Source organism: Candidatus Dormiibacterota bacterium, assembly GCA_035635555.1.
GTDB lineage: Bacteria > Acidobacteriota > Polarisedimenticolia > Gp22-AA2 > Gp22-AA2 > Gp22-AA3.
On record DASQAT010000046.1, the window covers coordinates 227,326 to 253,030 of the forward strand.

The following is a 25,705-nucleotide window of genomic DNA, read 5'->3' on the forward strand; positions in this document are numbered from 1 at the left end:
GTCCGGGATGATCCGAAGCCACTTCCTCAACATGGTGGTGTTCTCGGGGCTGGTGGCCGTGTTCTTCGCGTTCCTGACCCAGAATGACGCGAAGAACCGGATGCGCGTCGTCCTCATCCTGGGCGGATCGATGATCGTGCTGTCGCTCGTGCTCGCCTACGTGATGTACCCGTTCCCGATCCGGTGATGCCCGTCCGCAGAGTCCTGCGCGCCCTGTGGATCTGGGGCCCGCTCCTCGCGTACGTCGTCCTCATCTTCTATCTCTCCAGCCTGTCGCAGATCCCGTGGGCCGCCGCCTATCCCGACTACCTCGAGCACTCGGTGGAGTACCTGGGGCTCGCCGTCCTGATGGCCCGGGCGTTGAACAACGGTCTGACGCGATCGGTGTCATCGCACACCCTCCTGATTGCGTTCGGCCTCTGCGTCGGCTACGCCATCAGCGACGAGATCCATCAGATGTTCGTGCCGAACCGGTTCGCGGACATCACCGATGTCGTCAGCGACGCGATCGGAGCGGGGACGGGGCTGCTGGCGCTGTACTTCGGACACCGTCTCCTGTACAGGCGGAGCGTGCTGTGAGAGGCAGGGCGGGCGCGGTCCTCTACACCCGCCACGCCTGTCCGCTGTGCTTCGCGCTTGGACGGCTGGCGGAGCGCTCGTCCCGCCGGCACCGCGTGGGTCTCATCGAGGCCGACGTGGATGCCGATCCGGCGCTCCAGCTGCGCTACGGCAGCCGGGTCCCCGTCCTGGAGCTTCCCGGCGGAGCGTCGCTCTCCGGCGGCTCCGGGGCGCGGGAGGTGGACGAGGCGTTCTCGCGCGCCGCGGACTTTCTGCGGGGTCTGGACGAGCGTCCGCCCGGGGCCTGCCCTGGGAAAGAGGGACCCTCGCGGCCGCGCGTCGCGTGGATCCGCCGGCTCCTCGGCCTCGGCGGGAGCCCCCCGGAGGATCGGACCCTGTGAGTCGCATCGCGGTCATCCCGGGGGACGGTATCGGCGTCGAGGTGACGCGCGAGGCGGTCGAATGCCTGCGGGCCGCCGCGCAGGTCGGGGGGCGGCCGCTCGATCTCGACCTCCTGCCGTACGGTGCGGAACATTTCCTGAAGACCGGCGAGACGCTGCCCGTCGCCGCCCTCGACTCCCTGCGCGGCTACGATGCCATCCTGCTGGGGGCCCTGGGGGACCCCCGCGTGCCGGACAACCGGCACGCGGCCGACATCCTGCTCGGTCTCCGGTTCAAGCTCGATCTGTACGTCAACCAGCGCCCCGTCCGGCTCATCGCCGAGCGTCTGACGCCCCTCAAGGGGAGGACGACCCGCGACATCGACTTCGTCATCTTCCGCGAGAACACCGAGGGGCTCTACGTGGGCATGGGTGGGATCTTCAAGAAGGGGACCCCCGACGAGCTCGCCGTCCAGGAGGACATCAACACACGCAAGGGGGTGGAGCGCATCATCCGGCACGCGTTCGAGTACGCGCGATCCCGCGGTCGTCGGCGCGTCCTGATGTCGGACAAGAGCAACGCGCTCACCTACGGACATGACCTGTGGCAGCGTACGTTCCGGGAGGTGGCCCCCGATTACCCCGACATCGAAGCGTCCCATCTCTACGTGGATGTGCTGGCGATGCAGATGATCAAGGACCCGTCCCAGTTCGATGTCATCGTCACCTGCAACATGTTCGGCGACATCCTGAGCGACCTGGGGGCGCAGCTGCAGGGCGGCCTGGGCCTCGCGGCGAGCGGCAATATCCATCCCGGCCGGACTTCGCTGTTCGAGCCGGTGCACGGCTCAGCGCCGAAGTACGCGGGGAAGAACGTCGCCAATCCGATGGGGGCGGTTCTCTCGGCCGCCATGATGCTCGAGGAGATCGGTTACCGGCAGGAGGCCCGCCTTCTCGAGGAGGCTGTCACGGGCGCGGTGATCGCGGGCCGCACGACGCGCGATCTCGGCGGGGACCTCGGAACACGAGAGACCGGAGACGAGATCCGCCGACGCATCCTGGCCGCGCGCGGCGCCTGAGAGGACACACTCCTAGTGCCGGGGCGATGTCCCGTCGGCCGCCGGCGGGGCAGCCGGCCCCGGCTCCTTCGCGTCCGGCTTGTTCGCGCCAGGCGCCTTCGGCTGCGCCACCTGTTTCGAGACCAGCAGGGAGAGGATCCGTCCTTCGCTGCGACCGTAGCCGAGCGCGACCCGGTCCGCCAGCCAGAGGGGGGCCGTCGTGAACCATTCTCCGGGAGCCTGGAGATCGAAGCGTCCGGCCTTCTGCAGGCCCGGCAGGGTCAGCCCCACGATGCTGGCTTCGGTGAACGGTACGACGAACAGGTGGTCCTGAGCCACCACCGCGTCGGCATCCAGTCGGTGACCGAGGCGGACGCGGGTCAGCTGGTGGCCGTTGCGCTTGCCGAAGACGTAGATGTCGTTGTCGTAGCTCAGCACGTAAAGATATGGACCGAGAACCAACGGTCGAGCGGTGCACATGGCCCCTGTCCTCGCCACCCAGCGCTCCCGGCCGCTCCGGAAGCGAAGACAGCGGACCGTCCGGTCGGCGGCGGCGAACCAGACACGCGCGCCATCGAACACGGGAGGAGAGGTGATCGGCACACCGATGTCGCGCTGGAAGCGCACCTCCAGGCTCGATTCCTCGAGCGCCAGGACAGCCCCGTGATCCGTGCCGACCAGCACCGAACCGGGCGCGGGCTCTGCAGGAGTCGAGGCGCGTCCGGGCAGCAGGCGTGTCGCCGCCACCCGGCCGCTGTCCTTCTCGATCGACAGGAGACTGCCGTCTGCCGTGCCGATCAGGACGCGCGTTCCGAGGACCCGCGGAGCGACCACCGGCTCGGCCGGAAGGTCCGTCGTCCAGAGTGAGGCTCCGTCGCTGCCGTTGAGAGCGTGAAGGCGGCCGCGGGAGGTCGCGATGAACAAGCGCGTTCCGTCGCTCGCGGGGCCCTGAATCACGGGCTCGGCGAGGGCCGCCACCCAGCGGGCCTCGCCCTTCATCGGCTCGAGCGCGGCGATCTCTCCGTCCCGGCTTGCGGCGACGATGGATCCCGCGCACGCGAGCGGGTCGCCCGCCAGCGGCGATTTGAAGCCGCTCCAGGTCCACGCCGGGTGGAAGGCCAGTGACGGCTGCTTGTGGTCCTCGTCGACCTGGGGAGCCCAGTCGGGCGGCTGGCTGAGGAAGACCGTCCGCTGCCGGCGCACCGCCCCGGATTCGATCGGCCAGGCCAGAAGGGTGAGCGCGACAAGCGCGGCCAGGAACGCCTGGCCTCGCCGCCTCGAGACACTTTCTGGAATCCCTCTCCGTCTCATGACACCTCGTCGCGCGCGCACGGGCATTATAGACCTCCCGTCTCCTTCCGCCCGGACGGACGGGTGTGCTATTCTGCACGCCCTTTCGCCAGGCACCGCACGCGGCGCGCATTCCGGAAGGCAGTCCGGTCTTCGGGGAATGCCTCGTGCAGGGCACGCAGGGATCATGATCGAGGCACAGAAGGGCACGCGCGACATCCTGCCGGAGGAGATCGGGCGCTGGCAGCTCGTGGAAGATCACGCCCGCGAAATCTTCGAGCGCTACGGGTTCGGGGAGATACGGACGCCCATCTTCGAGAGCACGGAGCTGTTCGCGCGCGGCATCGGCGAGGGGAGCGACATCGTGTCGAGGGAGATGTACACCTTCGTCGATCGAGGCGGCCGGTCGCTGACCCTGCGTCCCGAGAACACCGCCCCCGTGGCCCGCGCCGTTCTCCAGCACCAGATGCACCGCGCATCGGGACTGCAGAGGCTGTACTACATCGGTCCCATGTTCCGTTACGAGCGGCCGCAGAAGGGACGCATGCGGCAGTTTCACCAGATCGGTGTCGAGGTGTTCGGCAGCGAGCACCCGGCCGTCGACGCCGAGACGCTCGAGATGCTCATGAGATTCCTGCACCGGCTGGGGCTGGACGACCCTGAGCTGGTCCTCAATTCCGTCGGCGATTCCACGTGCCGTCCCGCCTATCGCGCTGCGCTCCTTGCGTATCTCGAGCCGCGCAGGGACGGTCTCTGCGAGGATTGCCGCCGTCGCATGGTGGACAATCCGCTGCGCTGCTTCGACTGCAAGGTGGAGGCGGACCGGGCCACGATGGCGCAGGCGCCGGCGATCACGGACTTTCTCTGTGCCGCGTGTCGCGAGCATTTCGACCATGTCCTCGGCCTGCTCCGCAACTATGGTGTGCGTCACCGGGTCGACCCGAGGCTGGTGCGCGGACTCGACTACTATCGGCGTACGGCCTTCGAGGTGGCGCTTCAATCCCTGGGGGCGCAGAACGCCCTGCTGGGTGGCGGCCGCTACGACGGACTGATCCGCGATCTCGGCGGCCCGGATGTCCCGGGCTTCGGGTTCGCGGTCGGCGAGGAACGCCTGGTGATGGCGCTGCCGTCGGCCCGCCCGGTCGACGGCGGGGGTCCGGACGTCTTCATCGCCGCGGTGGGAGAGCCGGGTGTCGAACGGGCGCTGCTGGTGGCGCGGGCGCTGCGGGCCGCGGGGAGAAGGGTCGTGTTCGACCCGCTTCCCGACAAGAGCCTGAAGGCGCAGCTGCGCCGCGCCAACGATCTTCGGGCCCGTTTCGTGCTGATTTTCGGCGAGAGCGAGGTGAAGGAGCGTTCCGTGACCCTCAAGACCATGTCCGACGGCTCGCAGGAGACGATCGCGGAAGAGACCGTGGTCGCGCGGCTCGGGGAGATGATGGGTGGCTGAAACAGGGATGTACCCTCAGAGGACCGACACCTGCGGCGCGCTCCGGGGGAAGGATGCCGGCCGCGAAGCGCGTCTTCTCGGCTGGGTGGACAGCGTGCGCGATCACGGCGGGCTCCTGTTCTGCGACGTGCGCGATCGCTTCGGAGTCACCCAGGCGGTGTTCAACCCGGAGACCGCCCCTGAGGCGTTCGCGACGGCCAAGACCCTCCGCCCCGAGTTCGTGATCGCGGTGAGCGGCCAGGTGGTGGCCCGCGGTCCCGGGAACCTGAATGCGGTGCTGCCGACCGGCGAGATCGAGGTCCGAGCCGAGCGCCTCGACGTCCTGAACACCTCCGAGACCCTGCCGTTTCCGCTCAACGACGAGGCGAACGTCGCCGAGGACGTGCGGCTGCGCTACCGATACCTGGACCTGCGCCGGCCGCGCCAGCAGCGGATCCTCGAAACGCGGCATCGAATCCTCCTGGCCGCGAGACAGTTCCTCGACGCGCACGGCTTTCTGGAGATCGAGACGCCCATCCTGACGCGCAGCACGCCGGAAGGGTCGCGCGAGTACCTGGTCCCCTCCCGGGTCAACCCGGGACGCTTCTACTCTCTGCCGCAGTCGCCCCAGATCTACAAGCAGCTCCTCATGGTCGCGGGCTGCGACCGCTATTTCCAGATCGCCAAGTGTTTCCGCGACGAGGATCTGCGGGCCGACCGCCAGCCGGAGTTCACGCAGATCGACGTCGAGCTGTCGTTTCCGGATCCGGAGGCGCTGTACCCTCTCATGGAAGGACTCGTGGAGGAGATATTCCGCGCCGCCGGCCGCTCCATCCGGGGCCCCTACCCGCGTCTGTCGTACCGCGAGGCGCTGGAACGCTACGGCAGCGACAAACCGGATGTCCGCTTTTCCCTCGAGATCAAGGACGTGACCGGCGCCGTCGCGAACAGTCCCTTCCGGGTTTTCTCGGACAGCGTGAGCAAGGGCGGCGTGGTCAAGGCGCTGCCCATCCCGGGGGGCGGAATCTGGTCGCGGCAGCGGATCGACAACACCGTGGAGGCGGCCAAGGTTCTGGGCTCGAAGGGTCTGATCTGGATCAAGAGCTCGGGGGGGGGCATCCAGTCCTCGGTCCTCAAGCACCTGACCGAGGCGGGCTGCCGGGCCGTCCTCGAGGCCGCCGGCGGAGGAAACAACGACCTTCTCCTCATCGTGGCGGATGCCTGGAAGCCCGCCTGCACGATTCTGGGCGGCCTGCGGCTGTCCATCGCCAGGGCCGAGAAGCTCGTCGACGAAACCCGTGACGCTCTCCTGTGGGTGCACCAGTTCCCCCTGTTCGAGCACAGCAACGAGGAGGGGAGACTGGTCTCCTGCCATCACCCGTTCACCGCGCCGCGCCCGGAGGACGTCCCGCTGCTCGAGAGCCGACCCCTGGACGCACGCGCGCTCGCCTACGATCTCGTGCTGAACGGCATGGAGATCGGCGGCGGCAGCATCCGGATCCACAGGAGCGATCTGCAGGCCAAGGTATTCCAGGTCCTCGGGATTGGCCGGGAGGAGGCCGAATCGAAGTTCGGCTTTCTCCTGAGCGCACTGCGAATGGGGGCTCCCCCCCACGGCGGCATCGCCTTGGGCGTGGACCGACTGACCGCCCTCCTGACCGGCTGCCCGTCGATCCGGGACGTCATCGCCTTTCCAAAAACGGCCAGCGGAGTCGACCTGATGAGCGGGGCCCCCTCGCCCGTGACCGAGCGGCAGCTCAAGGATCTCTCGATTCGTGTCGAGATGCCCCCGTCGATACGACCGCCATCGAAGTAACCAATTGATAATACAAGTGTTACGCGATGACCCCCTGTGGCGATTGCATTGACAACATCGTGATCGGATGTTAAGTTAGACCCCTGTTTCAGGTCTCCACCGGTGATCGGGGGGGCACGCCGAGCCGAATGCGAAAAGTCGCACTCCCCGAAGAATTCCTCATCGACGTCTTCGGACACTACGACGAAAACCTCAAGACGATCGAGAAAGACCTGGGCGTGCGTGTCTCCGCGCGCGGCACGGAAGTAACCGTGCAGGGGGATCCGGACAAGGAGGCCCTGGCCGCGAATCTCATTGATCAGCTCGCCATGGTCGTGCGGGGAGGGTACGCCCTGAAGAAAGGGGACGTGGAAATCGCCGCGCGCCTGCTGCGTGACAACCGTTCCGCCGTTCTCCACGAGTTCTTCGCGTCGGGGCGGTTGCGGGCCACAAACGGCCGGTACGTGACTCCCAAGAGCCTCAATCAGAGGCTGTACCTCGATGCGATCAAGGACAACGATCTGGTGATCGCCATCGGTCCGGCGGGCACGGGCAAGACCTACCTGGCCGTGGCGGCGGCCGTCGGACACCTCACGGAGAAGAAGGTGGAGCGCATCATTCTCTGCCGGCCGGCGGTCGAGGCCGGGGAAAAGCTCGGCTTCCTGCCCGGGGACATGGCGGAAAAGGTGGATCCCTACTTCCGGCCCCTGTACGACGCCCTGTACCACCTGCTCGATCGCGACCGCGCGGACGCGCAGATGGAGCGCGGAGCGATCGAGATAGCACCGCTCGCCTTCATGCGCGGCCGCACCCTGAACAACTCCTTCGTCATCCTGGACGAGGCGCAGAACACGACATCCGAGCAGATGAAGATGTTCCTGACCCGCCTCGGGAGCAATTCCAAGGCGGTGATCAACGGGGACGTCACTCAGGTCGACCTGCCGCCCGGCCGGACTTCCGGCCTCATCGAGGCGCAGACCGTCGTCGCGTCCGTGACGGGGATCCGGTTCGTCTACTTCGACGAAACGGACGTCGTGCGGCACCCGCTCGTGCAGAGCATCATCAAGGCCTACGAGGCGTACCGGAACGGAAACCAGCCCGCGAAGACCGGTGCCCCGGTCCAGGCCAGGGGCCGACGCCGATCCTCCCGGTCCACCTCCGAACCCTCCGGGCGGCGCTGACGGCCCCCATGTCCACGCCACGAGCGGATCGTCCGTCCCCTGGCAACCCGGGCCGGAGAGGATCCATCGAGCGCGCGCGCGCCGGCCTGCACGCGGCTCTCGAGGCTGTGTACGACTCGCGCGCAGCGTGGATCACGTTGTTTCTCGTCTCCGCGACACCCCTCGTGCTGAGTCGGCAGCTGCGGCAGGAGCCTCCGGTCCTTCCGGCGGGGTCGACAGCACCGTCCGACATCGTCGCGCCAGAGACGCGCGAATTCGTGGACGACGCCGCGACGAAGGAGGTCCGCGACGCGGCCCGAGGAATGGTCCCTCCCGTATACGACCTGGACAGTCAGGCTCTCGCCGACGCCGTGAGCTCGGCCCGGCAGGCCTTCGAGATCTGGCGCGCCGGCCGCGGAGCGTCCGACGATGCGCCGGCCGCGAAGAACGGACTGCGAACGGCCGCGGCCCGTCAGGCCCGTGACTACCTGGTCTCGGTTCGGTTCGACGTGCGGACGGAGGAGCACTTCCTGCAGGCCCTGCGCAGCGCGTACCAGCGGCCCATCGTCGGGAGCCTCATTCTCCTCCCCGCATCGGGTCGCGTGACGGTGCGCGACGCGCGCGCCGGGGACGAGTGGGATGAGAACACGAGCGATCGCACCCTGTCGCTCGACGAGGCGCGCCGGCGGGCGCTCGTGACGCTGCGCGAAGCCGGAGCGTCCCCGCGCGAGGTGGAGTCGCTCGGACCCTTCCTGCAGGACCTCATCACGCCCAGCCTGGTGTTCGACGGCGCCGTGAGCGAGACCCGGAGACAGGAGGCGGAAGGGCGCATCGAACCGTTGATCGTCCGCATCCCGAAAGGCAAGCTCCTCGCTCGCCGGGGGGAAGCGGTGGGGGATGCGGCCGCCCGCATGCTCCTGGCCTATCGCGGCGCCTCGAAGAAGAGCCCGATGACGCTCGTCGGCACGGTCCTCCTGCTCGGTCTCGTCGTCCTGTTCATGCTCCGTTACGCCGACTTCTACCGGAAAACGGAGCGTCGTGAGCGGCATCTGTTCGCCCTTCTGGTGCTGGTGACGGTCATCGCCCTGACCATCGATCGCGGCTTCCTCTGGCTCTTCGACCACCTCGTCGGCTCGCTTGGGGTGGAGCCGTATGCCAATCCCGGGCTGTACCGCTTCATGCTGCCCCTGGCGGCGGGCGCGATGCTGATCACGCTGCTCGTCGGACCGCGCGTGGGCGTCGCCTACACGCTCTTCTACCTGATGCTGTTCGGGATGATGACCGGTTTCGATCTCTCGCTTCTGGTCTACTGCCTGATCGGGAACCTGGCCGCGGTATACGGCGTCACGGGCTATCGCAGGCGCACGGCGCCGATCCAGGCAGGCATCCTGCTCGGCACGATCAACGCGGTCGCCGTTTTGGCTCTCCTCGGTCTTCCGGGGACGCCGCCGCCCCTGTCCCACCTCGTCTTCCAGATGGGCGGCGGGTTCTTCGGGGGGGTCCTGGTCGCCGTCCTCGTCTCGTTCCTGCTGCCGCTCATGGAGTCGGTGTTCAACATCCTCACCGACGTGCGGCTGCTCGAGCTGTCGAATCTCAACAATCCCCTGCTGCGTCGTCTGGCGGTGGAGGCTCCCGGCTCCTACAATCACAGCGTCATCGTAGGGACCCTCGCGGAGGCCGCCGCGGAGGCGATCGGCGCCAATGCGCTCTTCTGCCGGGTCGCCGCCTACTATCACGACGTGGGGAAACTCCTGAAGCCCAGCTATTTCATCGAAAACCAGAGGGAGGGTGACAACCGCCACGACCGGCTGAGCCCGCACATGAGCGCCCTGGTCATCGCCAGCCACGTGAAGGAGGGATACGAGCTGGCGAAAAGCTACGGCCTGCCGAAGGAGGTGCTGGACATCATCCCGCAGCACCACGGGACGCGGAAGATCAACTTCTTCTACCAGAAGGCCCTGCAGGCGGGGGGCGCGGGCACGGGGGACGTGCAGGAATCCGACTTCCGCTACCCGGGACCGAAGCCGCAGACCAAGGAGGCGGCGATCTTCATGCTGTCCGACTCCATCGAGGCGGCCGCCCGCACGCTCGAGGACCCCTCCCCGGCGCGCTTCAAGGGCCTGATCCGAAAAATCGTCTCGGACGTCGTCCTCGACGATCAGCTCGACCAGTCCGACCTGACCTTTTCCGATCTCGAGCGGGCCGAGGCGGCGTTCCTGAGGACGCTCAGCAGCATCTACCATCACCGAATCGACTATCCCGGATTCGATTTCGAGAAGGTCCAGGAGCGGCCGTTTCGCGGCAGCCGGTCGCACGAGGGACCGCCGCCGACCTTCAAGCGATGGGGACAATAGACGTGGTGGTGGAGCGGCCCGCCTGGCGCGGTTTCGCGCCGCGCTGCTCCCGCCTCCTGGGTCGGCTGCTGCGGGCGACCCGGCGGACCCGCTCGGGGGTCACGCTCCTGCTGGCTTCCGACGCGGAGGTGCGTCGCCTCAACCGGGTCTTCCGAGGCAAGGACCGGACGACCGACGTGCTGTCCTTCCCCGCGCGCGGCGAGCTCGAGCCGGGTCGTCCCCACCTCGGGGACCTCGCCGTCTCGGTGCCCCAGGCCCGGCGCCAGGCGCGGCGCGCCCGCTGGACGGTGGAAGAGGAATTGTCGCTGCTCGTGACGCACGGGTACCTGCACCTGCTCGGATACGATCACGAGGAGGACGCCGGCGAGATGAGACGCCTGGAGGGGACGCTCCTGGCGCGCGCCGCGCGGGTCTCCCTGAAGAGACGGCGCCTGCCCTGGGGCGAGGCTCCGGGCGGCGCCAGCGGAGGGTCGGTTCCATGAGCGAGAGGGAGGAAGGATCCGCGGCCGCGACCCGACGGGGGGCGGCGCCGATCGCGGAGGAGTTTCGCTGCGGCTTCGTGGCCCTGGTCGGGCGCGCCAACGTGGGCAAGTCGACCCTGATGAACCGGATGGTCGGGGCGAAGGTGTCGATCGTCTCGGACGTCCCGCAGACCACGCGCTTTCCGGTGCGGGGCATTCTGCACCGTCCCGGGCTCCAGGTCATCTTCATCGACACCCCCGGGATCCACAAGCCGCGCTATCGCATGAACGAGGAGATGGTGCGGCTGACGACGCGCGTCCTGCGCGAGGTCGATGTGGTGGGCATCCTGGTCGATGCCTCCGAGGGGTTCGGGCCCGGCGACCGCTTCGCGTTCGATCTGCTGCGGCAGGCCCGATCGCGCAACCTCCTTGTGCTGAACAAGGTCGACCTGGCCCCGAAGGAGGCTCTTCTGCCGCTCATGGACGAGGCGGGTCGCATGGGACTGTTCGACGAAATCGTTCCCGTGTCGGCCCTGACCGGTGAAAACAGCGATCGGCTGGAGGCCGTCATCGCGGCGAAGATGCCACCGGGACCGGCCCACTTCCCCGAGGACATGCTCACGGACCTGCCCCAGCGACAGGCTGTCGCCGAGCTGATCCGCGAGCAGGTGTTCCGGCAGACACGGCAGGAGGTGCCGCACGCCACCGCCATAATGATCGATCTCGTGGAGCGCGCGGAGAACGGCCTGACCCGCATCCACGCCACCATCGTCACCGACAAGGAATCGCAGAAAGGGATCCTGATAGGCGAGGGCGGCCGCATGATGAAAGGGATCGGCACCGCCGCGCGCCACGCGGTCGAAGAGTACCTGGGATCACGCGTCCATCTTTCCCTGTGGGTGAAGGTCAAGAAGGGCTGGCGCGACGACACGGCCCTGCTCCGGCTCATCGGTCTGCCGCTGTCGTAGTTGTCCCGCCGTTGCGATAGAATGACCGCCCTTCTCGGGGAGACAGGGCGGCGCGATGAAAGACAGCACGATCCTGGTGGAGTCGATCAAGAAACTGCTCCGCCGGAGCGCCACCGTCCATCTCCTCAACATGCTGGGCAAGGTGCGGGCCGCCGATCTGGCGGAAGCCTTCAAGTCCCTGGACGAGGAGGAGAAGTCGGCGACATTCCGCCTTCTCGCCGAGCGCGCCACGGCCCAGGCGGCCGCCCTGCTCGGTCTGATCCATCCGGCGCACCGGCCCGATCTCCTGCGGGATATGAGTCCGGAGGACCTGGCGCCCATCCTGCAGCGCCTGCCCTCAGAGGAGGTGGCGGAGATTCTCTCGGGCTTCGCCGGAGACGTCCGGGAACGCATCCTGTCCCACATGCAGAAGGAGGCCTCCGAGGAGATCCAGGACCTTCTCGAGTACGACGAGGACACCGCCGGCCGGATCATGACGATCCGTTATCTGGCCCTGCCGGAGAACACCTCGGTGCAGGAGGCGATCGCCGCGGTCCAGAAGGCGCAGGAGGCGGAGATGGTCTTCTACCTCTATGTGCTGGACGGGCAGGGCCGCCTCAAGGGGGTGCTGTCGCTGCGCAAGCTGCTGTCGGTCCCGCCGACGACCGAGCTCAAGGAGCTCATGTCGACCGACGTGATCACCGTCCGTCCGGAGACCGATCAGGAGGAAGTCGCGAAGATCGTGTCTCAGTACGACCTCCTGGCCATCCCGGTGGTGGACACCGACGGTGTTCTGGCGGGCATCGTGACGATCGACGATGTCATCGATGTCATGCGCGAAGAGGCGACCGAGGACATCTACAAACTGGCGGGCACATCCGACGAGGAGCGCCTGACACGATCGACGCTGAAGGCGTCCGGGCTCCGGCTTCCCTGGATGTTCGCGGCGTTCGGAGGCGGGCTCCTGGGCGCCCTCGTCATCAAGGCCTACACGCCGCTGCCGCCCCTGGCCTGCTTCATTCCGGTCGTGCTCGGCATGGGCGGAAACATCGGAACACAGGCGGCCACCATCATGGCCCGCGGCCTGTCGACCGGGCGGATCTCCATGCGCGTCGCGGGCGGTGTCATCTTCAAGGAGATTCGGATCGCGATCCTCCTGGGTTTCATTTTCGGGGCGCTCCTGGGGATCGCCGCCATCCTGCTGATGGGGCTCGGTCGAATCCAGGGTCTCGCCGTGGGGCTGTCGCTCTGGTTGTCGATGGGACTGGCGTCGGTCCTGGGCGCCGTCCTTCCGATGCTCCTGAAGACCCTTCACATCGATCCCGCGGTGGCCACGAATCCGTTCGTGACGACGTCGGTGGACCTGCTCGGCCTGCTCTCCTTCTTCGTGGTGGCCGGGCCCCACCTCGCCGACCGATGACGGCGGAGGGAGAGAGGGTCCAAGGTGCCGGTGAGGGAGACCGAGGCGATGGTCATCCGATCCCACCCCCTCGGGGAGTCGGATCGGATCGTGACCTTCCTTACGCGCGCGGCCGGGAAGGTGCGGGCGGTGGCCAAGGGGGCGCGGCGGAGCCGAAAGCGGTTCGGGAGCAACCTGGAACCACTCAGCCGCGTCCGGCTGCAGTACTTCGAACGCGAGGGGGCCGACCTCGCGCGCATCGAAACGGTGGATCTCCTCGAGTCGTTCTATCGGCTTCAGGAGGAGCCGGAACGGGCCGCCGTCCTGGCCTGCATGGCGGAGGTCGCCGACGCCTTTGCGCGGGAGCAGCAGGAGGACGAGCCGTACTTCCGACTCCTGCACGCCGTGCTGCGGGCGGTTCGCGACGGACTCGACCTGGCGTGGGCGGCGCGGTATTTCGAGATCTGGACGCTGCGGCTGCATGGGGTCCTGCCGTCCCTGTCATCGTGCGGACGCTGCGGACGCGAACTCGGGTCGCGCGGAGGACAGTACGATCGGCGGGGCGGCGTCGTCCTGTGCCGGACGTGCGCCGCGGGCGGTCTGCCGGGCGGGCTGCCGTTGCAGGCGGACGCTCTCGCGGCCGCGGCGGAGATCCTGAAGGCGGCGCCCGCGGCCCTGATCGGGCGGGAGGCGGTTGCGCGGGCGCTGGCGCCGCTCCAGGAGCTGGCGGAAATCGTCTTCTTCGAATTGACCGACCGGCGCTTCAAGAGCTACGAGATTCTGCGCGCGCTGCGCCGGGGGCGCTGAGACGGGATGAGCGGGAACGGGTGACGATGTGCCTCTCAATTTCCAGCAGCTGATCCTGGCTCTGCAGCAGTACTGGGCCTCGGAAGGGGCGTTGCTGCAGCAGCCGTACGACGTCGAGGTGGGCGCCGGGACGATGCACCCGGACACCTTCTTCCGCGTCCTGGGGCCTGAGCCGTGGCGCGTGGCCTACTGCTCCCCCTCGCGCCGGCCGGTCGACGGACGGTACGGGAAGAACCCGTTCCGCGTCTATCGGCACTACCAGTTCCAGGTCATCCTGAAGCCGTCGCCTGCCGACGTGCAGGACCTCTACCTCAAATCGTTGTCCGCGCTCGGCATCGAGCCGCAGGCGCACGACATCCGTTTCGATGAGGACAACTGGGAATCCCCCACGCTCGGCGCCGCCGGCGTCGGCTGGCAGGTGCTGATGGATGGAATGGAGATCAGTCAGTTCACCTACTTTCAGCAGGCGGGTGGAGTGGAGCTCGCGCCGATCCCGGTCGAGATCACCTACGGCAGCGAACGCATCTGCATGTTCGTGAACGGCGTCGACAACGTCTTCGACCTCGAGTGGAGGCCCGGCGTGTCCTACGGCGACGTCCGGCTCCAGGAGGAGGTCGAGTTCTCGAAGCACAATTTCGAGGCGGCCGACGTGACGCTCCTGAACCGTCTGTTCGATCAGTATGAAGCGGAGGGGCACAGGCTCCTCAAGCTCGGGCTGGTCCTGCCGGCGTACGATTACGCCCTGCGCTGCTCCCACACGTTCAACGTCCTGGAAGCGCGCGGCGCCATCAGCGTGACGGAGAGGACCGGGTTCATCCAGAAGGTGAGGCGGCTCTCGGTCGGGTGCGCCAAGGAATACTTGAAGACCCGCGAGGCCATCGGCTTCCCGCTCCTCAAGAACCGCGCGGGCACCACGGAGGCGCGGGGCCGATGAGCGGCCGCGCCGGTGGGGTCTTTCTTCTCGAGATCGGGACCGAGGAGATTCCTGCCCGGATGATCGACGGCGCCCTGAGGGACCTGCGCCTCGCCCTGTTCAACGAGTTCGAAGCGGGGAGGCTCCTGCCGGACATCGATTTCAACATCGACGAAAACATCAAGGCCTTCGCAACGCCGAGGCGTCTCGCCATCATGGCGCACGGCCTTCGCGACCGGCAACCCGATACCGTGCAGGAGATCAGCGGCCCGCCCGTCAAGACGGCGTTCGACGCTTCGGGCCGGCCGACCAAGGCGGCCGAGGGGTTCGCCCGCTCGCAGGGCGTCACGGTGGAGGATTTGAAGCGCATCACCACCCCCAAGGGGGAGTGTGTCGGTGTGCGCAAGGAGGTGCACGGGTCGGCGGCGGTCGAAATTCTGGCGGTCAGGGTGCCACCCGCCGTTCTATCGATCGCGTTCCCCAAGACCATGCGGTGGGGCGGAGGCGAATTCCGCTTCGTGAGGCCCATCCACTGGGTGATTGCGCTCTTCGACGACGCCGTCGTGGATCTGACGATTGCGGGCGTGCCCTCGGGCGACCGTACCCTGGGGCATCGCTCTCTGGGGAAGACGTGGGTCACGATCCGTCATTCGGTGAAGTATCGCGAGCTGCTTCGAGCGCACCTGGTGGAGATCGACATCGAGGAGAGGCGCAGATTGATCGAGGACAGCCTGATCAGGGTAGCGCGCCGTCACAACGCTATTCTTGCGGCGCCGCCGGGCTCGTCCACCGGTGTCGAGGGCGACCCGGATCTGCTGCGCGAAGTCACGCACTCCGTGGAGTGGCCGCAGGTCATCGACGGTGAGTTCAACGCCTCCTTTCTTGATCTTCCCGAGGAGATCCTGGTCACGGCCATGCGCCACCACCAGAAATCGTTCTCGCTGAGGGGGGGCTCCGACCGGCTCCTGAATCGCTTCCTGGCGGTCGCCGACGCCCAGGGGGACCCGACGGGCGCCATCCGCAAAGGGAACGAATGGGTGCTGCGCGCCCGGCTCGCCGACGCGCGGTTCTTCTGGGAGGAGGATCGTAGAGTCCCCCTCGAACAGCACTCGGCCAAGCTGTCGCGCGTGACCTTCCACGAGAAGCTCGGGTCCTACGCGCTCAAGTGCGAACGCATGATCCTCCTGGCCTCCGCCGTGCGCGAGGCGTTCGAGCGCTCGGGCGCCGCAGTCTCCCGGGAGGCGGTGGAGGAGTCGGTCCGGCTGAGCAAGGCCGATCTCACGACCCAGATGGTGAAGGAATTCCCCGAGCTCGAGGGGATCGTGGGGGGGCTGTACGCGCGGGCCGACGGACGTCCGGAGAGCGTCGCCATGGCGATCTACGCGCACTACCTGCCGCGCGGCCTGGAGGACCCGCTGCCACCCGCGCCCGAGGGGGCGATCGTGGGTCTTCTCGATCGCCTGGACACGCAGGCGGGGATCTTCCTGCTGGGGATCGTGCCGACCGGCTCGCGCGACCCGTACGGCCTCAGGCGGTCGGTGCTGGGAGCGTGCCGTCTGCTGATCGAGAACAAGGTCCGGGTTTCGCTCGGCGATCTGCTCGACAGGGCGCTGGCCGCGTACGGAAAGGATGCGATCGAGGGAAGCGTGCCGGTGTCGAAGGCCAGGGCGACCCTCCTGGAGTTCTACCGGGGACGATTGCAGTTCATCGGCGAGGAGGCCGGTCTGCGCCAGGATTCCGTGCGCGCCGCCCTGGCGGCTTCGGCGGACGACCCGTACGACGCGCGGCTGCGCATGGCCGCCCTCGATGCGATCCGGGAGGACGCGGGTTTCGTGGCGCTGGTCCTGGCCCACAAGCGGATCAAGAACATTCTCAAGGATCGGCCCGCGTCCCGGTACGAGGCAGCGAAGCTGAGTGAGGACGCCGAGCGCGCTCTGGACAGGGCGCTGCGCGCCGCGGTGGCGGCGATCGAATCGGCGGAAGCGCGATCCGACCCCTTGCAGGCGCTGCGGGAGATCGCCCGCCTAGGGCCGCTCCTCGACCGATTCTTCAACGATGTCCTGGTGATGGCCGACGACGCGCGTGTGCGGGACAACCGCCTCGGACTCCTGCAGTCGATCGCCCGTCTGTTCCTGCGGGTGGGGGACTTCTCCGAGATCGTCGTCGAGGGAGAACCGGCCAGGACCGCGCCCTCCCGCGATCGCGCGGAGGCTCGGCCCGGGGAGGCTGGACGCTGATGCCGCGCAAATTCATCTACTCGTTCGGGCGCGGTCGCGCGGAAGGGGACGGCGGGATGCGCGATCTCCTGGGTGGCAAGGGGGCGGGGCTCGTGGAGATGACGCGCATCGGCCTCCCGGTGCCCGCCGGTTTCGTCATCACGACCGAGGCGTGCGGACTGTTCCTGAAACGGGGTCGCGGGGCGTTGCGGCGCGCCATCGGCCGCGAGCTCGAGGTCTACCTGTCCCGTCTGGAGCGTCTCGCGGGTCGCCGGCTGGGTGACGCGCGCGATCCTCTCCTGGTCTCCGTGCGATCGGGAGCGGCCCGCTCCATGCCCGGGATGATGGAGACGATTCTCAACCTGGGGCTGAACGACCGCACGGTGCTCGGCCTGGCGGAGCGTGGCGGAAACCGGCGATTCGCCTTCGACTCCTACCGGCGGTTCCTCTCCGCCTACGGCAGTGTCGTGCTGGGCCTGCCCCGCCACCCGCTCGAGGAGCACCTCGAGGAGGCCAAGAGGCGTCTCGGTGTCGACAAGGACACCGAGGTGCCCGCCGAAGCGCTGGAGGAGATCTGCCGGCGCCTGCAGGCGCACATCCGCGAGACGGCCGGCGGCCCCGTGCCGCAGGAGCCGGTGGAGCAGCTCTGGGGCGCCATCGAGGCGGTGTTCAGGTCCTGGCTGGCGGAAAAGGCGGTCACCTACCGCAGGGTCGAGAGGATCACCGGTCTGCCCGGCACCGCGGTGAGCGTGGTGCAGATGGTCTTCGGCAACCTCGGGCCGACCTCCGGCACCGGGGTCTGCTTCACGCGCGATCCCAACACCGGCGCGCGGTCCCCGTACGGAGACGTCCTCATGAATGCCCAGGGAGAGGACGTGGTCGCCGGCATCCGCACACCGATGACCCTCCGGGAGATGAAGAAACGGATGCCCGCGGTCTACCGCGAACTGGAGCGCGTGCAGCGGCTCCTGGAGCGGCATTACGGCGACATGCAGGACCTGGAGTTCACGATCGAAGACGCCCGCCTGTACATGCTCCAGTGCCGCACGGGCAAGCGTTCGCCCCGCGCGGCCTTCCGGATCGCACGCGACATGGCGAGAGAGGGACTGATCACCCGGGACGACGCCGTCCGCCGCGTCGCCCCGGAGGACATCGAGCGCCTGTTCTACCCCGTGCTCGATCCGGAGGTGCCGCGTGGCGAGCTGGAGAAGCGCCTGCTCGCCACGGGGATCGGGGCGGTCCCGGGGGCCGCCACGGGCGAGGTGGTGCTGACGGCCCGGGATGCGGAGGAGGCGGCCGGCGCCGGGCGTCAGGTCATCCTTGTAAGGCGCGAGACGTCCCCCGAGGACGTGGCCGGGATGCACGCGGCACAGGGGATCCTGACGGCCACGGGGGGAAAGACGTCGCATGCGGCGGTCGTGGCGCGCGGCTGGGGGAAGACCTGTGTCGTGGGCTGCGAGGCGTTGTCGATCAACCTGGAGGCGGGGACGATCCGGCTCGGCGAGCGGACCGTGAGGCGAGGCGAGTCGATCACCCTCGACGGGACGGTCGGGAGGGTCTACGACGGCTCGCTGGCCCTGGTCCGGCCCGAGCTTCCGGAGGCCTATCGCGAGGTCATGGCCTGGGCGGACTCCGCCCGGCGGCTGGGAGTCCGCGCCAACGTCGACACGCCCTACGATGCCCGCAAAGCGGTCGAGATGGGCGCGGAAGGGATCGGCCTGTGCCGCACGGAGCACATGTTCTTCGACAGCGCGGAGCGCCGGCTGGCTATCCGGGAGATGATCCTGGCGCAGGAGACCGAGGCGCGTGAACGGGCCCTGTCGAGGCTCCTGCCCTTCCAGCGCCAGGATTTCGAGGGGATCTTCGAGGCCATGGACGGTCGGCCCGTCACGATCCGGCTGATCGATCCACCGCTGCACGAGTTCCTGCCGGAGGGTGAGGACGAGCAACGCTCCCTGGCGGCCCGCCTGCATCTTCCGCTCGAGACTGTGGCCCTGAGGGTGACCCAGCTGCACGAGGCCAACCCGATGCTCGGTCATCGCGGCTGCAGGGTCTGCCTCGTCTACCCCGAAATCCTCGACATGCAGGTGCGCGCCATCGTGGAGGCGGCCGCGGCCGTGCGGCGCAGGGGCATCCGCGTGCTTCCCGAGATCATGCATCCGCTGATCATGGATCCGAAGGAGTTCGAGCTCGTGGAGAGGCGCACCCGCGAGGTCGCGGCCAGGGTTCTGGCGGAGCAGAAGCTGAAAATCCCCTGTCTCGTCGGCACGATGATCGAGGTGCCACGCGCGGCGCTCCTGGCCGGGCCGATCGGGCGCCGCGCCGATTTCTTCTCGTTCGGGACCAATGATCTCACGCAGATGACCATGGCCCTGTCGCGTGACGACGCCGGGCGGTTCCTGCCGGATTACGTCGACGAGAAGCGCCTCGGGATCTTCGCGGAGGACCCGTTCCAGACCCTCGATCGCGAAGGGGTCGGCCAGCTCGTCCTGCTCGCCATCGAACGGGGGCGCGCCGCACATCCCGGTCTGAAGATCGGCATCTGCGGCGAGCACGGCGGGGACGCGCGCTCGGTGCGGTTCTTCCATGCGGCCGGCATGGACTACGTCAGCTGCTCCCCGTACCGCATCCCGATCGCGCGCCTCGCCGCCGCCCAGGCCGCGCTCGAGGAGGACGGAGTGCGTGCGACGACCCGCGCGACGGCGGCCCGGCGGCGGGCGCGTCGCGCGTCAGGGGACGGGCGGGACCCGGGAGCCGCGGACAGGAGGCAGCGTGGTCATCGGCATCCTGTCGCGCAGGCGTAGTCTCTACACCACGCGCCGCCTCGTGGAGAGCGCCCTGCGGCTGGGTCACGAGGCGCGGGTCCTGAACCCTCTGCACTGCGTCCTGGTGCTGAGCCGGCGCGCCCCTGAGATGTATTACCGCGGACTCGAATCGCGGGTGTCCGATCTCGATGTCGTGGTCCCGCGCATCGGCGCCTCGATCACCGAGCACGGGCTGGCGGTCGTCAATCAGTTCGACATGATGGGCGTGCCGCTGGTGAACAACTCCCAGCCGATCGCCCGATCGCGCGACAAGCTCAGGTCGCTGCAGCTCCTGTCGCGGGAAGGGCTCGACATCCCGAAAACGGTCATGGCGAGCGACCCCTCCCAGATCCACCGCGCCCTGGAGATCGTCGGCGGACCGCCGGCCGTCCTCAAGGTGGTGAAAGGGACGCAGGGGATAGGTGTCATTCTTGCCGAGACCGAACAGTCGGCGCTGACCGTGCTGGAGACATTCTGGAACCTGGGGATGAACATCCTGGTTCAGGAGTTCATCGAAGAGTCGGAGGGTCGCGACATACGCGCCTTCGTCGTGGGAGACCGGGTGGTGACCGCGATGCGCCGCCAGGCGTCGATCGGCGAGTTCCGGTCGAACGTCCACCGGGGGGGCACGGGCACCGTCGTGGACCTGGACGAGACCTATCGCCGCGTGGCGCTGGAGGCGACGCGCGTCATGGGGCTCCAGATAGCCGGCGTGGACATGCTCGAGTCGCAGACCGGGCCCAAGCTCGTGGAGATCAACTCGTCGCCGGGCTTCGAGGGACTGGAGAGAGCGACGGGCGCCGACATCGCGCTGGCGATAGTCGAGTACGCGGCGGGGTTCGCGCGCTCGAAGAAGCGCAGGAAGACGAACGAAAGCTAGGAGCGTGCCCGAGTCATGGCGCTGAAGATCGGCGGCCGGGACATCCGCCGCGGAACGATCGAGCAGATCCTCCTCAAGGCGAGCGAGTACTACACCGCCACCCCGGTCAATGTTCCGGTGATCGTCATCCGCGGGGCGGAGCGCGGACCGATCGTCTTCCTGACGGCGGCCATTCACGGCGACGAGCTGAACGGGGTGGAGATCGTCCGTCGCGTCATGACCGGCTACACGCCGCAGCAGCTCAGGGGGACGCTGATCTGCGTCCCGGTGGTCAATCGCGTCGGTTTCCTCACCCACACGCGCTACCTGCCGGGCCGCCGCGATCTGAACCGCTATTTCCCGGGCAGCCCCGAGGGGAACGCGGCGGCGCGCTATGCCCACACGCTGTTCACCGAAATCGTCGTGCGATCGAGGTACGGTATCGACCTGCACACGGCGAGTCTCGGCCGGACGAACCTTCCGCACGTGCGAGCCGACATGTCGTGCAAGGACGTCCGGAAGATGGCGCGCGCGTTCGGCACCGAGATCATCATCGATTCGCCGGGCCCGCCGCGCACGCTGCGCCACGCCGCCACGACCGCCGGCGTGCCGACCATCATCTTCGAGGCGGGGGAGACGTTCCGCTTCCAGCGGAACATGGTGGCGCGGGGTGTCGCCGGCGTGCGCAACGTTCTCGTGGCCCTCGGGATGACGCAGGACACGCGGCGCGAGCCACGTTTCCGCGTCATCGTGAAGGTGTCGGAATGGGTCCGGTCCGTGAAGGGGGGGATCGCCGACATCGTCGTGCGCCCGGGTGAGATCATCTATGCCGGGGAGGAGATCGCGTCGATCACCAACCCGTTCGGTCGCGAAGTGTCCATGGTCCGTTCCCCTCTTACGGGGCTGATCATCGGGATCACGACCATGCCGATGGTGAACCCCGGGGACGCCATCTGCCACATCGCCAAGCTCGAGAAGACCCTGGCGACCGTAGAGACCTTCTGCGTCACGGATTCGCGCGGTAAGAAGATGCTGCTCGCGTAGGCGGGGGAGAGCGAAGCGGATGCCCGTGATCCGGATCCTCGAGTCGAACGTCGCGAACCAGATCGCGGCGGGTGAGGTCGTCGAGCGCCCGGCCTCGGTCGTCAAGGAGCTCCTGGAGAACGCCCTCGACGCCGGGGCCGGCCGGGTGGACATCGCGCTCCACGGCGGCGGCGTCGACCGGATCCGGGTGGCCGACGACGGTTCCGGGATGGAGCGGGACGACGCGCGCCTGGCGTTCGAGCGCCACGCGACGAGCAAGATCCGCCTGGCCTCCGATCTGAAGGCGATCCACAGCTACGGGTTCCGCGGGGAGGCCCTGCCGTCGATCGCATCCGTGGCGCGCGTGATCCTGACGACCTGCACCGGCGGCCCGCAGGGGACGCGGATCCGCCTGAGGGCGGGGAAGATCCTGGCCGTGGAGCCGGCGCCGCACCCGCGCGGCACGACCGTCGAGGTCGAGGGGCTCTTTCAGAACGCGCCGGCGCGTCGAAAATTCCTGCGTTCGGCCGCCACCGAGACCGGCCACGTTGCCGCGCTCGTCAGCCGCACCGCCGCGGCCCACCCCGGCATCGCCTTTTCGCTCGCGAGCGGCGAGCGCGAGCTGGCGCGCTTCGCCGCGGCCGCGGACTACCGCGTGCGCGTGGCGCAGATCGTCGGAGCGGCGGAGGCCGCGGTCCTGGTCCCGATCGAGCGGCGATCCGGAACCCTGCGGATCGTGGGCCTGGCGTCGGCGCCTGGCTTGAATCGTTCCACGTCCGCCGACGAGAGCCTGTTCGTGAACGGCCGGCCGATCCGCGATCGGCGGATCCTGCACGCCGTCCAGGCGGCCTACGCCACGCTCCTGCCGCGCGGCAGGTACCCCGTCGTCTTCCTGTTTCTGGAGGTGCCTCCGGACGAGGTCGATGTCAACGTCCACCCGGCCAAGGCGGAGGTCCGATTTCTGCGGCCCGGAGCCGTGCACGACCTGGTGCGCGAGGCCTTGCTCGAAGGGCTCGGCGTCAGGCGGCCATTCCAGCAGATGGCCTCGTTCTCGCCGGGTGTCGCAGAGGCCGGGCCGGGCTTCCGGGGGACGGGATACGGAATCGCCTCGGCGGTGGAGCCGGACACGATCCCTCCTGGAGAGACCGCCCCCGGGACGAGTGCCCGGGGTGCCGCCGCTCCGATCGGCGGCGGAGCCGGAATGGGTGGTTTGGAGCGGAACGCGGGGCTCTTCGACGCGGTGTCACTGGCTCCCCTGGCTCAATTCCGTGACTCCTACATCCTGGCCTCGTCGCCCGACGGACTCGTGATCGTCGATCAGCACGCGGCGCACGAACGGGTGCTCTACGAGCGGCTCATGGCCCAGAGTCGAACCGGGAGCGTGGCCGTACAGAAGCTGCTCTTCCCGGTGACCGTCGAGATCGGTCCCGCCCAGCGCCAGGCGTTCGAGGGGGTACGGGACGATCTCCTGGCCCTGGGCCTCTCCGTCGCCCCGTTCGGGGAGGGGACCCTGATCGTCGACGAGATCCCGGCGCTCCTCCCGGCAGCGACCGTGGCGCAGCTCCTGCGTGAGCTCCTGGCCGAGGTGCTGGAATGGCGCCGGCCCGAGGGCCTGGAACGGCTCAGGCACCGCCTCCTGTCGACGGCCGCCTGCCACGCCGCCGTCACCGCCAACCATCCGCTCGACGCTCCCCGGATGCGCGCCATCGTCGGCGATCTTCTGGGGACGGCGATGCCGATGACCTGCCCTCATGGCCGCCCGGTCCTGCTGCGGCTCAGCCTCGATCAGATCGAGAAGGAATTTCACCGGAAGTAGCCGCATCCCGAGGCACTTGGACGTTGCCTGACCGGGCCGGACGCCGTATACTCTCTGCATCTTATGGGATGGTTCACGAACCTCGCGGCACGCGGTCTTCGAATCGTCATGACGTTCGCCGTGCTCGCCCTGTCCGTCGGTGGCGCGCGCGCCGATGTCGCGCTGCTGCGCAACGGTCGATCGCTCCCCGTGACCGATTATCGGAAGGACGGCGACCGGATCCTGCTGATGATCGAAGGAGGCGGGGAGATCACCCTGCCGAACGCGCAGGTGGTGGCGATCCGGCACGAGCCCGCGCCGTCCCCCCCTCCCGAGAGATCCGCCTCCCCGGCGCCCGCGGATCCGATCCCCGGCCAGCCGCCGCTTCCGGCGCCGGTCGCCCTCGCGGTCCCCGGGGCTCGCATCGACGCCGACGGACCGATCGAGATCGCCCCCGGGGAGGTGTTCAAGCGGGAGGCGCTGCGCGACCTGGCGGCGCGGATCGCGCGCAAGCATCAGGTCGATGAGGGACTCGTCCTGGCCGTGATCGAGGTCGAGTCGCGCTACGACGCCTTCGCGGTGTCGCCGCGCGGCGCCATGGGTCTCATGCAGCTCATGCCGGAGACCGCCGCGCGCTTTGCCGTGCGTAACACCTTCAATCCGGTGGAGAACGTGGACGGCGGCGTGCGCTATCTGAAGGAGCTCCTGGCGCGCTACAGCGGACAGGTCCGCCTGGCGCTGGCCGCCTACAACGCCGGAGAGGACGCGGTCGATCAGTTCAAGGGGATCCCGCCCTTCCGCGAGACTCAGCAGTACGTCGTGCGGGTCCTCAGGGCACTGCCGAGATGACCCCCCGCCTTCACGGCCGGCAGCGGGCGTGGGGCGGCACCCCTTCCTGAAGCTCCAGGATCCCGCGCTCCGCCGATCGGAATCGCCTGACCTCGCTGGCGGCACGGAAGTGAGCCTCTGCCGCGGCGCGGCGACCTCGGGCCTTGTCCACGAGACCACGGTAGAGCTCGATCCACCCCGCCATCCAGGCGGGAGGATCCGGGGCGCGCTCCTGGGCGGCATCGAGCTCCCGTTCGGCGTCCGCGAATCGGCCCCTGTCGAAATGGATCTTCCCCATGAGAAACCGCGGCAGGGGGTCGCCCGGATGAGCCCCGGCGAGGGCCCCCAGAAGGGCGATCGCTTCCGAGTCGTCGCCGCGGTCGACCGCCGCGAGCGCCGCGCGCGCGCGGACCGCCATGCGTGAGGCGGGCGGATTCTTCGCCGCCTGGTCCGCGGGAGGGTGATCGTCCACCGGGAGGCGCGCCGGAGCGATCATCAGATCGCCCACCTTCTGCGCGATCTCCGTCGTGACGCGCTCGGAAAGCTGGCGTTCCCGCGCCGGCAACGCGCTGAGGTCCCCGATCTCCTTGAGGATGTCGCCGGCCCGCGCCAGCTGCCAGTCGGCGGTCAGGGCCTCGGCGAGATACACCTTCAGGACGCGCCGCTGCTCCAGGCGTTCGGTGCTCTCGCCCGAAGCGGAGGACAACGCCTTTTCGAATGCGCGGACCGCCTCGGGGTAATACCCCAGCCTCATCTTGACGCCGCCGATGGAACCGAGGAGGAGCGGGGACGCCGGGTCCTGGGCCAGCGCCGCGCTCAGATGACCCAGAGCGTCCTCGTAGCACTGCTCAACCTTGCTGCCGCAGATCAACGCCAGAAGAAGGCGTGCGTCGGTGTTGAAATAGGAGCTGGATGAAGCCGTCGTCTTGAGCTGCCTGAGACCGAGCTCCGCGTCCCCCTTGGGCATGAACAGAAGACCACGCGCCAGGCCGGGCAGCCTCTCGGTGTAGTAGTTGTACGCGCCCAGGCCGAACAGGGCGTCCCGCTGTGACGGATCGATCTGCAGGGCCGCCTCGAGCATCTTCTTGCCGCGTCTCGCCTCCTGCGCCGCCCTGAAGAAATTCCGGCGCAGGCCCTCCACCTGCGAACGCAGGATGTGGGCCGTGCCGACGCAGGTCAGGAGGCGGACGTCGCCGGGGGTGGTATCGAGCCTGACTCCGCCGCTCTCGACCACATGTCCTGCGGCCCGGAGAAACGCCTCGTCGAGCGTCCGATCGGACCGATCCTGAATCATGCGCCACCAGAAGGTGAACGCGATGAACAGATCGGGCGCGGGATCTCCCGGCGCAGCGCGGGCCGCCTGGCGGAAGGAGTCCTCGGCTCTCGCGTAGAGGCCCTCGTGGAGGTCCTTCAGACCCGAACGGACGAAGGCGTCGGCGGGAGGCGGGAGGGAGGACGCGGCCGGCGATTCCGGCGCGGCGGAAGCCATGGTCATCGCGCCGGCAAGAGACAAGGCCGCCACGAGGAGAAGGGTGCTTCGACCCGGAAAGCACAGCACGTATCGTGGCTCCACGCCTTCATCTACTATAGCACGCCACTCGCCGGACCCCGGGGCCGCGCCTCGACCCCGGC

General features: G+C 68.4%; 21 protein-coding genes. 19 read left to right on the plus strand and 2 right to left on the minus strand.

Annotated features, from left to right (window positions below; genetic code table 11):
* Window positions 1-7: 7 nt before the first annotated feature.
* The 4 genes from VEW47_13690 to VEW47_13705 are packed head-to-tail and all read left to right on the plus strand — an operon-like array spanning window position 8 to window position 2,017.
* Complete coding sequence (locus tag VEW47_13690; protein HYS06234.1) at window positions 8-187, plus strand: hypothetical protein; 180 nt, start codon at window positions 8-10, stop codon at window positions 185-187.
* Complete coding sequence (locus VEW47_13695; GenBank protein ID HYS06235.1) at window positions 187-579, plus strand: VanZ family protein; 393 nt, start codon at window positions 187-189, stop codon at window positions 577-579. Before VEW47_13690 ends, VEW47_13695 begins: the two co-directional genes overlap by 1 nt.
* Window positions 576-959, plus strand: coding sequence for a glutaredoxin family protein (locus VEW47_13700; protein HYS06236.1), 384 nt, complete (start codon window positions 576-578; stop codon window positions 957-959). The genes VEW47_13695 and VEW47_13700 overlap by 4 nt, the downstream gene beginning before the upstream one ends.
* Window positions 956-2,017 (plus strand): 3-isopropylmalate dehydrogenase, encoded by a 1,062-nt coding sequence (locus VEW47_13705; GenBank protein HYS06237.1) that lies wholly within the window; start codon window positions 956-958, stop codon window positions 2,015-2,017. Before VEW47_13700 ends, VEW47_13705 begins: the two co-directional genes overlap by 4 nt.
* Window positions 2,018-2,029: 12 nt before the next feature.
* Here the strand turns inward: VEW47_13705 and VEW47_13710 are convergent, their stop codons facing one another.
* On the minus strand, window positions 2,030-3,307 hold the full coding sequence (locus VEW47_13710) for a PQQ-binding-like beta-propeller repeat protein (GenBank protein HYS06238.1): 1,278 nt from the start codon (window positions 3,305-3,307) through the stop codon (window positions 2,030-2,032).
* A 163-nt stretch (window positions 3,308-3,470) separates the two neighbouring features.
* Between VEW47_13710 and hisS the strand changes: the two genes are divergently transcribed.
* The 15 genes from hisS to VEW47_13785 all read left to right on the plus strand — a co-directional run bounded on the left by hisS (window position 3,471) and on the right by VEW47_13785 (window position 24,094).
* Window positions 3,471-4,733 carry a histidine--tRNA ligase gene (hisS, locus tag VEW47_13715; GenBank protein ID HYS06239.1) on the plus strand — a complete coding sequence of 421 codons (1,263 nt, stop codon included), beginning with the start codon at window positions 3,471-3,473 and terminating at the stop codon, window positions 4,731-4,733.
* The gene (aspS, locus tag VEW47_13720) at window positions 4,726-6,528 is read left to right on the plus strand and encodes an aspartate--tRNA ligase (GenBank protein ID HYS06240.1); all 1,803 of its coding nucleotides are present in this window, start codon (window positions 4,726-4,728) and stop codon (window positions 6,526-6,528) included. The genes hisS and aspS overlap by 8 nt, the downstream gene beginning before the upstream one ends.
* Before the next feature lie 128 nt (window positions 6,529-6,656).
* Window positions 6,657-7,688, plus strand: coding sequence for a PhoH family protein (locus VEW47_13725; GenBank protein HYS06241.1), 1,032 nt, complete (start codon window positions 6,657-6,659; stop codon window positions 7,686-7,688).
* A gap of 8 nt (window positions 7,689-7,696) precedes the next feature.
* Window positions 7,697-10,021, plus strand: coding sequence for an HDIG domain-containing protein (locus tag VEW47_13730; protein HYS06242.1), 2,325 nt, complete (start codon window positions 7,697-7,699; stop codon window positions 10,019-10,021).
* Window positions 10,009-10,503 (plus strand): rRNA maturation RNase YbeY, encoded by a 495-nt coding sequence (ybeY, locus tag VEW47_13735; GenBank protein HYS06243.1) that lies wholly within the window; start codon window positions 10,009-10,011, stop codon window positions 10,501-10,503. The genes VEW47_13730 and ybeY overlap by 13 nt, the downstream gene beginning before the upstream one ends.
* Window positions 10,500-11,450, plus strand: a complete 951-nt coding sequence (era, locus tag VEW47_13740) for a GTPase Era (protein ID HYS06244.1) — start codon at window positions 10,500-10,502, stop codon at window positions 11,448-11,450. The genes ybeY and era overlap by 4 nt, the downstream gene beginning before the upstream one ends.
* A 55-nt stretch (window positions 11,451-11,505) precedes the next feature.
* Window positions 11,506-12,849, plus strand: coding sequence for a magnesium transporter (mgtE, locus tag VEW47_13745; protein ID HYS06245.1), 1,344 nt, complete (start codon window positions 11,506-11,508; stop codon window positions 12,847-12,849).
* A gap of 24 nt (window positions 12,850-12,873) precedes the next feature.
* Entirely contained in the window at window positions 12,874-13,635 is a 762-nt protein-coding gene (gene recO / locus VEW47_13750) for a DNA repair protein RecO (protein HYS06246.1), read from the plus strand.
* 28 nt (window positions 13,636-13,663) lie between these two features.
* On the plus strand, window positions 13,664-14,569 hold the full coding sequence (locus tag VEW47_13755; GenBank protein HYS06247.1) for a glycine--tRNA ligase subunit alpha: 906 nt from the start codon (window positions 13,664-13,666) through the stop codon (window positions 14,567-14,569).
* Window positions 14,566-16,785, plus strand: coding sequence for a glycine--tRNA ligase subunit beta (glyS, locus tag VEW47_13760; protein ID HYS06248.1), 2,220 nt, complete (start codon window positions 14,566-14,568; stop codon window positions 16,783-16,785). Before VEW47_13755 ends, glyS begins: the two co-directional genes overlap by 4 nt.
* Window positions 16,785-19,568, plus strand: a complete 2,784-nt coding sequence (gene ppdK, locus VEW47_13765; GenBank protein HYS06249.1) for a pyruvate, phosphate dikinase — start codon at window positions 16,785-16,787, stop codon at window positions 19,566-19,568. Before glyS ends, ppdK begins: the two co-directional genes overlap by 1 nt.
* Window positions 19,537-20,448, plus strand: coding sequence for a RimK family alpha-L-glutamate ligase (locus VEW47_13770; GenBank protein ID HYS06250.1), 912 nt, complete (start codon window positions 19,537-19,539; stop codon window positions 20,446-20,448). Before ppdK ends, VEW47_13770 begins: the two co-directional genes overlap by 32 nt.
* 15 nt (window positions 20,449-20,463) lie before the next feature.
* Complete coding sequence (locus tag VEW47_13775; protein HYS06251.1) at window positions 20,464-21,471, plus strand: succinylglutamate desuccinylase/aspartoacylase family protein; 1,008 nt, start codon at window positions 20,464-20,466, stop codon at window positions 21,469-21,471.
* A 19-nt stretch (window positions 21,472-21,490) separates the two neighbouring features.
* Window positions 21,491-23,266, plus strand: a complete 1,776-nt coding sequence (gene mutL / locus VEW47_13780; protein ID HYS06252.1) for a DNA mismatch repair endonuclease MutL — start codon at window positions 21,491-21,493, stop codon at window positions 23,264-23,266.
* Window positions 23,267-23,329: 63 nt separating this feature from the next.
* A complete protein-coding gene (locus VEW47_13785) occupies window positions 23,330-24,094 on the plus strand; it encodes a transglycosylase SLT domain-containing protein (protein ID HYS06253.1) in 765 nt (254 codons plus the stop codon).
* A gap of 10 nt (window positions 24,095-24,104) precedes the next feature.
* Here VEW47_13785 and VEW47_13790 read toward each other — a convergent pair whose 3' ends face one another.
* The gene (locus tag VEW47_13790) at window positions 24,105-25,646 is read right to left on the minus strand and encodes a tetratricopeptide repeat protein (GenBank protein HYS06254.1); all 1,542 of its coding nucleotides are present in this window, start codon (window positions 25,644-25,646) and stop codon (window positions 24,105-24,107) included.
* Window positions 25,647-25,705: the final 59 nt, after the last annotated feature.

Coding starts and splice junctions, on each gene's coding strand:
- VEW47_13690 (HYS06234.1), top strand. CDS start 8: ATGATCCGAAGCCACTTCCTCAACATGGTGGTGTTCTCGGGGCTGGTG.
- VEW47_13695 (HYS06235.1), top strand. CDS start 187: ATGCCCGTCCGCAGAGTCCTGCGCGCCCTGTGGATCTGGGGCCCGCTC.
- VEW47_13710 (HYS06238.1), bottom strand. CDS start 3,307: ATGAGACGGAGAGGGATTCCAGAAAGTGTCTCGAGGCGGCGAGGCCAG.
- VEW47_13725 (HYS06241.1), top strand. CDS start 6,657: ATGCGAAAAGTCGCACTCCCCGAAGAATTCCTCATCGACGTCTTCGGA.
- VEW47_13730 (HYS06242.1), top strand. CDS start 7,697: ATGTCCACGCCACGAGCGGATCGTCCGTCCCCTGGCAACCCGGGCCGG.
- ybeY (HYS06243.1), top strand. CDS start 10,009: ATGGGGACAATAGACGTGGTGGTGGAGCGGCCCGCCTGGCGCGGTTTC.
- era (HYS06244.1), top strand. CDS start 10,500: ATGAGCGAGAGGGAGGAAGGATCCGCGGCCGCGACCCGACGGGGGGCG.
- mgtE (HYS06245.1), top strand. CDS start 11,506: ATGAAAGACAGCACGATCCTGGTGGAGTCGATCAAGAAACTGCTCCGC.
- glyS (HYS06248.1), top strand. CDS start 14,566: ATGAGCGGCCGCGCCGGTGGGGTCTTTCTTCTCGAGATCGGGACCGAG.
- ppdK (HYS06249.1), top strand. CDS start 16,785: ATGCCGCGCAAATTCATCTACTCGTTCGGGCGCGGTCGCGCGGAAGGG.
- VEW47_13775 (HYS06251.1), top strand. CDS start 20,464: ATGGCGCTGAAGATCGGCGGCCGGGACATCCGCCGCGGAACGATCGAG.
- mutL (HYS06252.1), top strand. CDS start 21,491: ATGCCCGTGATCCGGATCCTCGAGTCGAACGTCGCGAACCAGATCGCG.
- VEW47_13785 (HYS06253.1), top strand. CDS start 23,330: ATGGGATGGTTCACGAACCTCGCGGCACGCGGTCTTCGAATCGTCATG.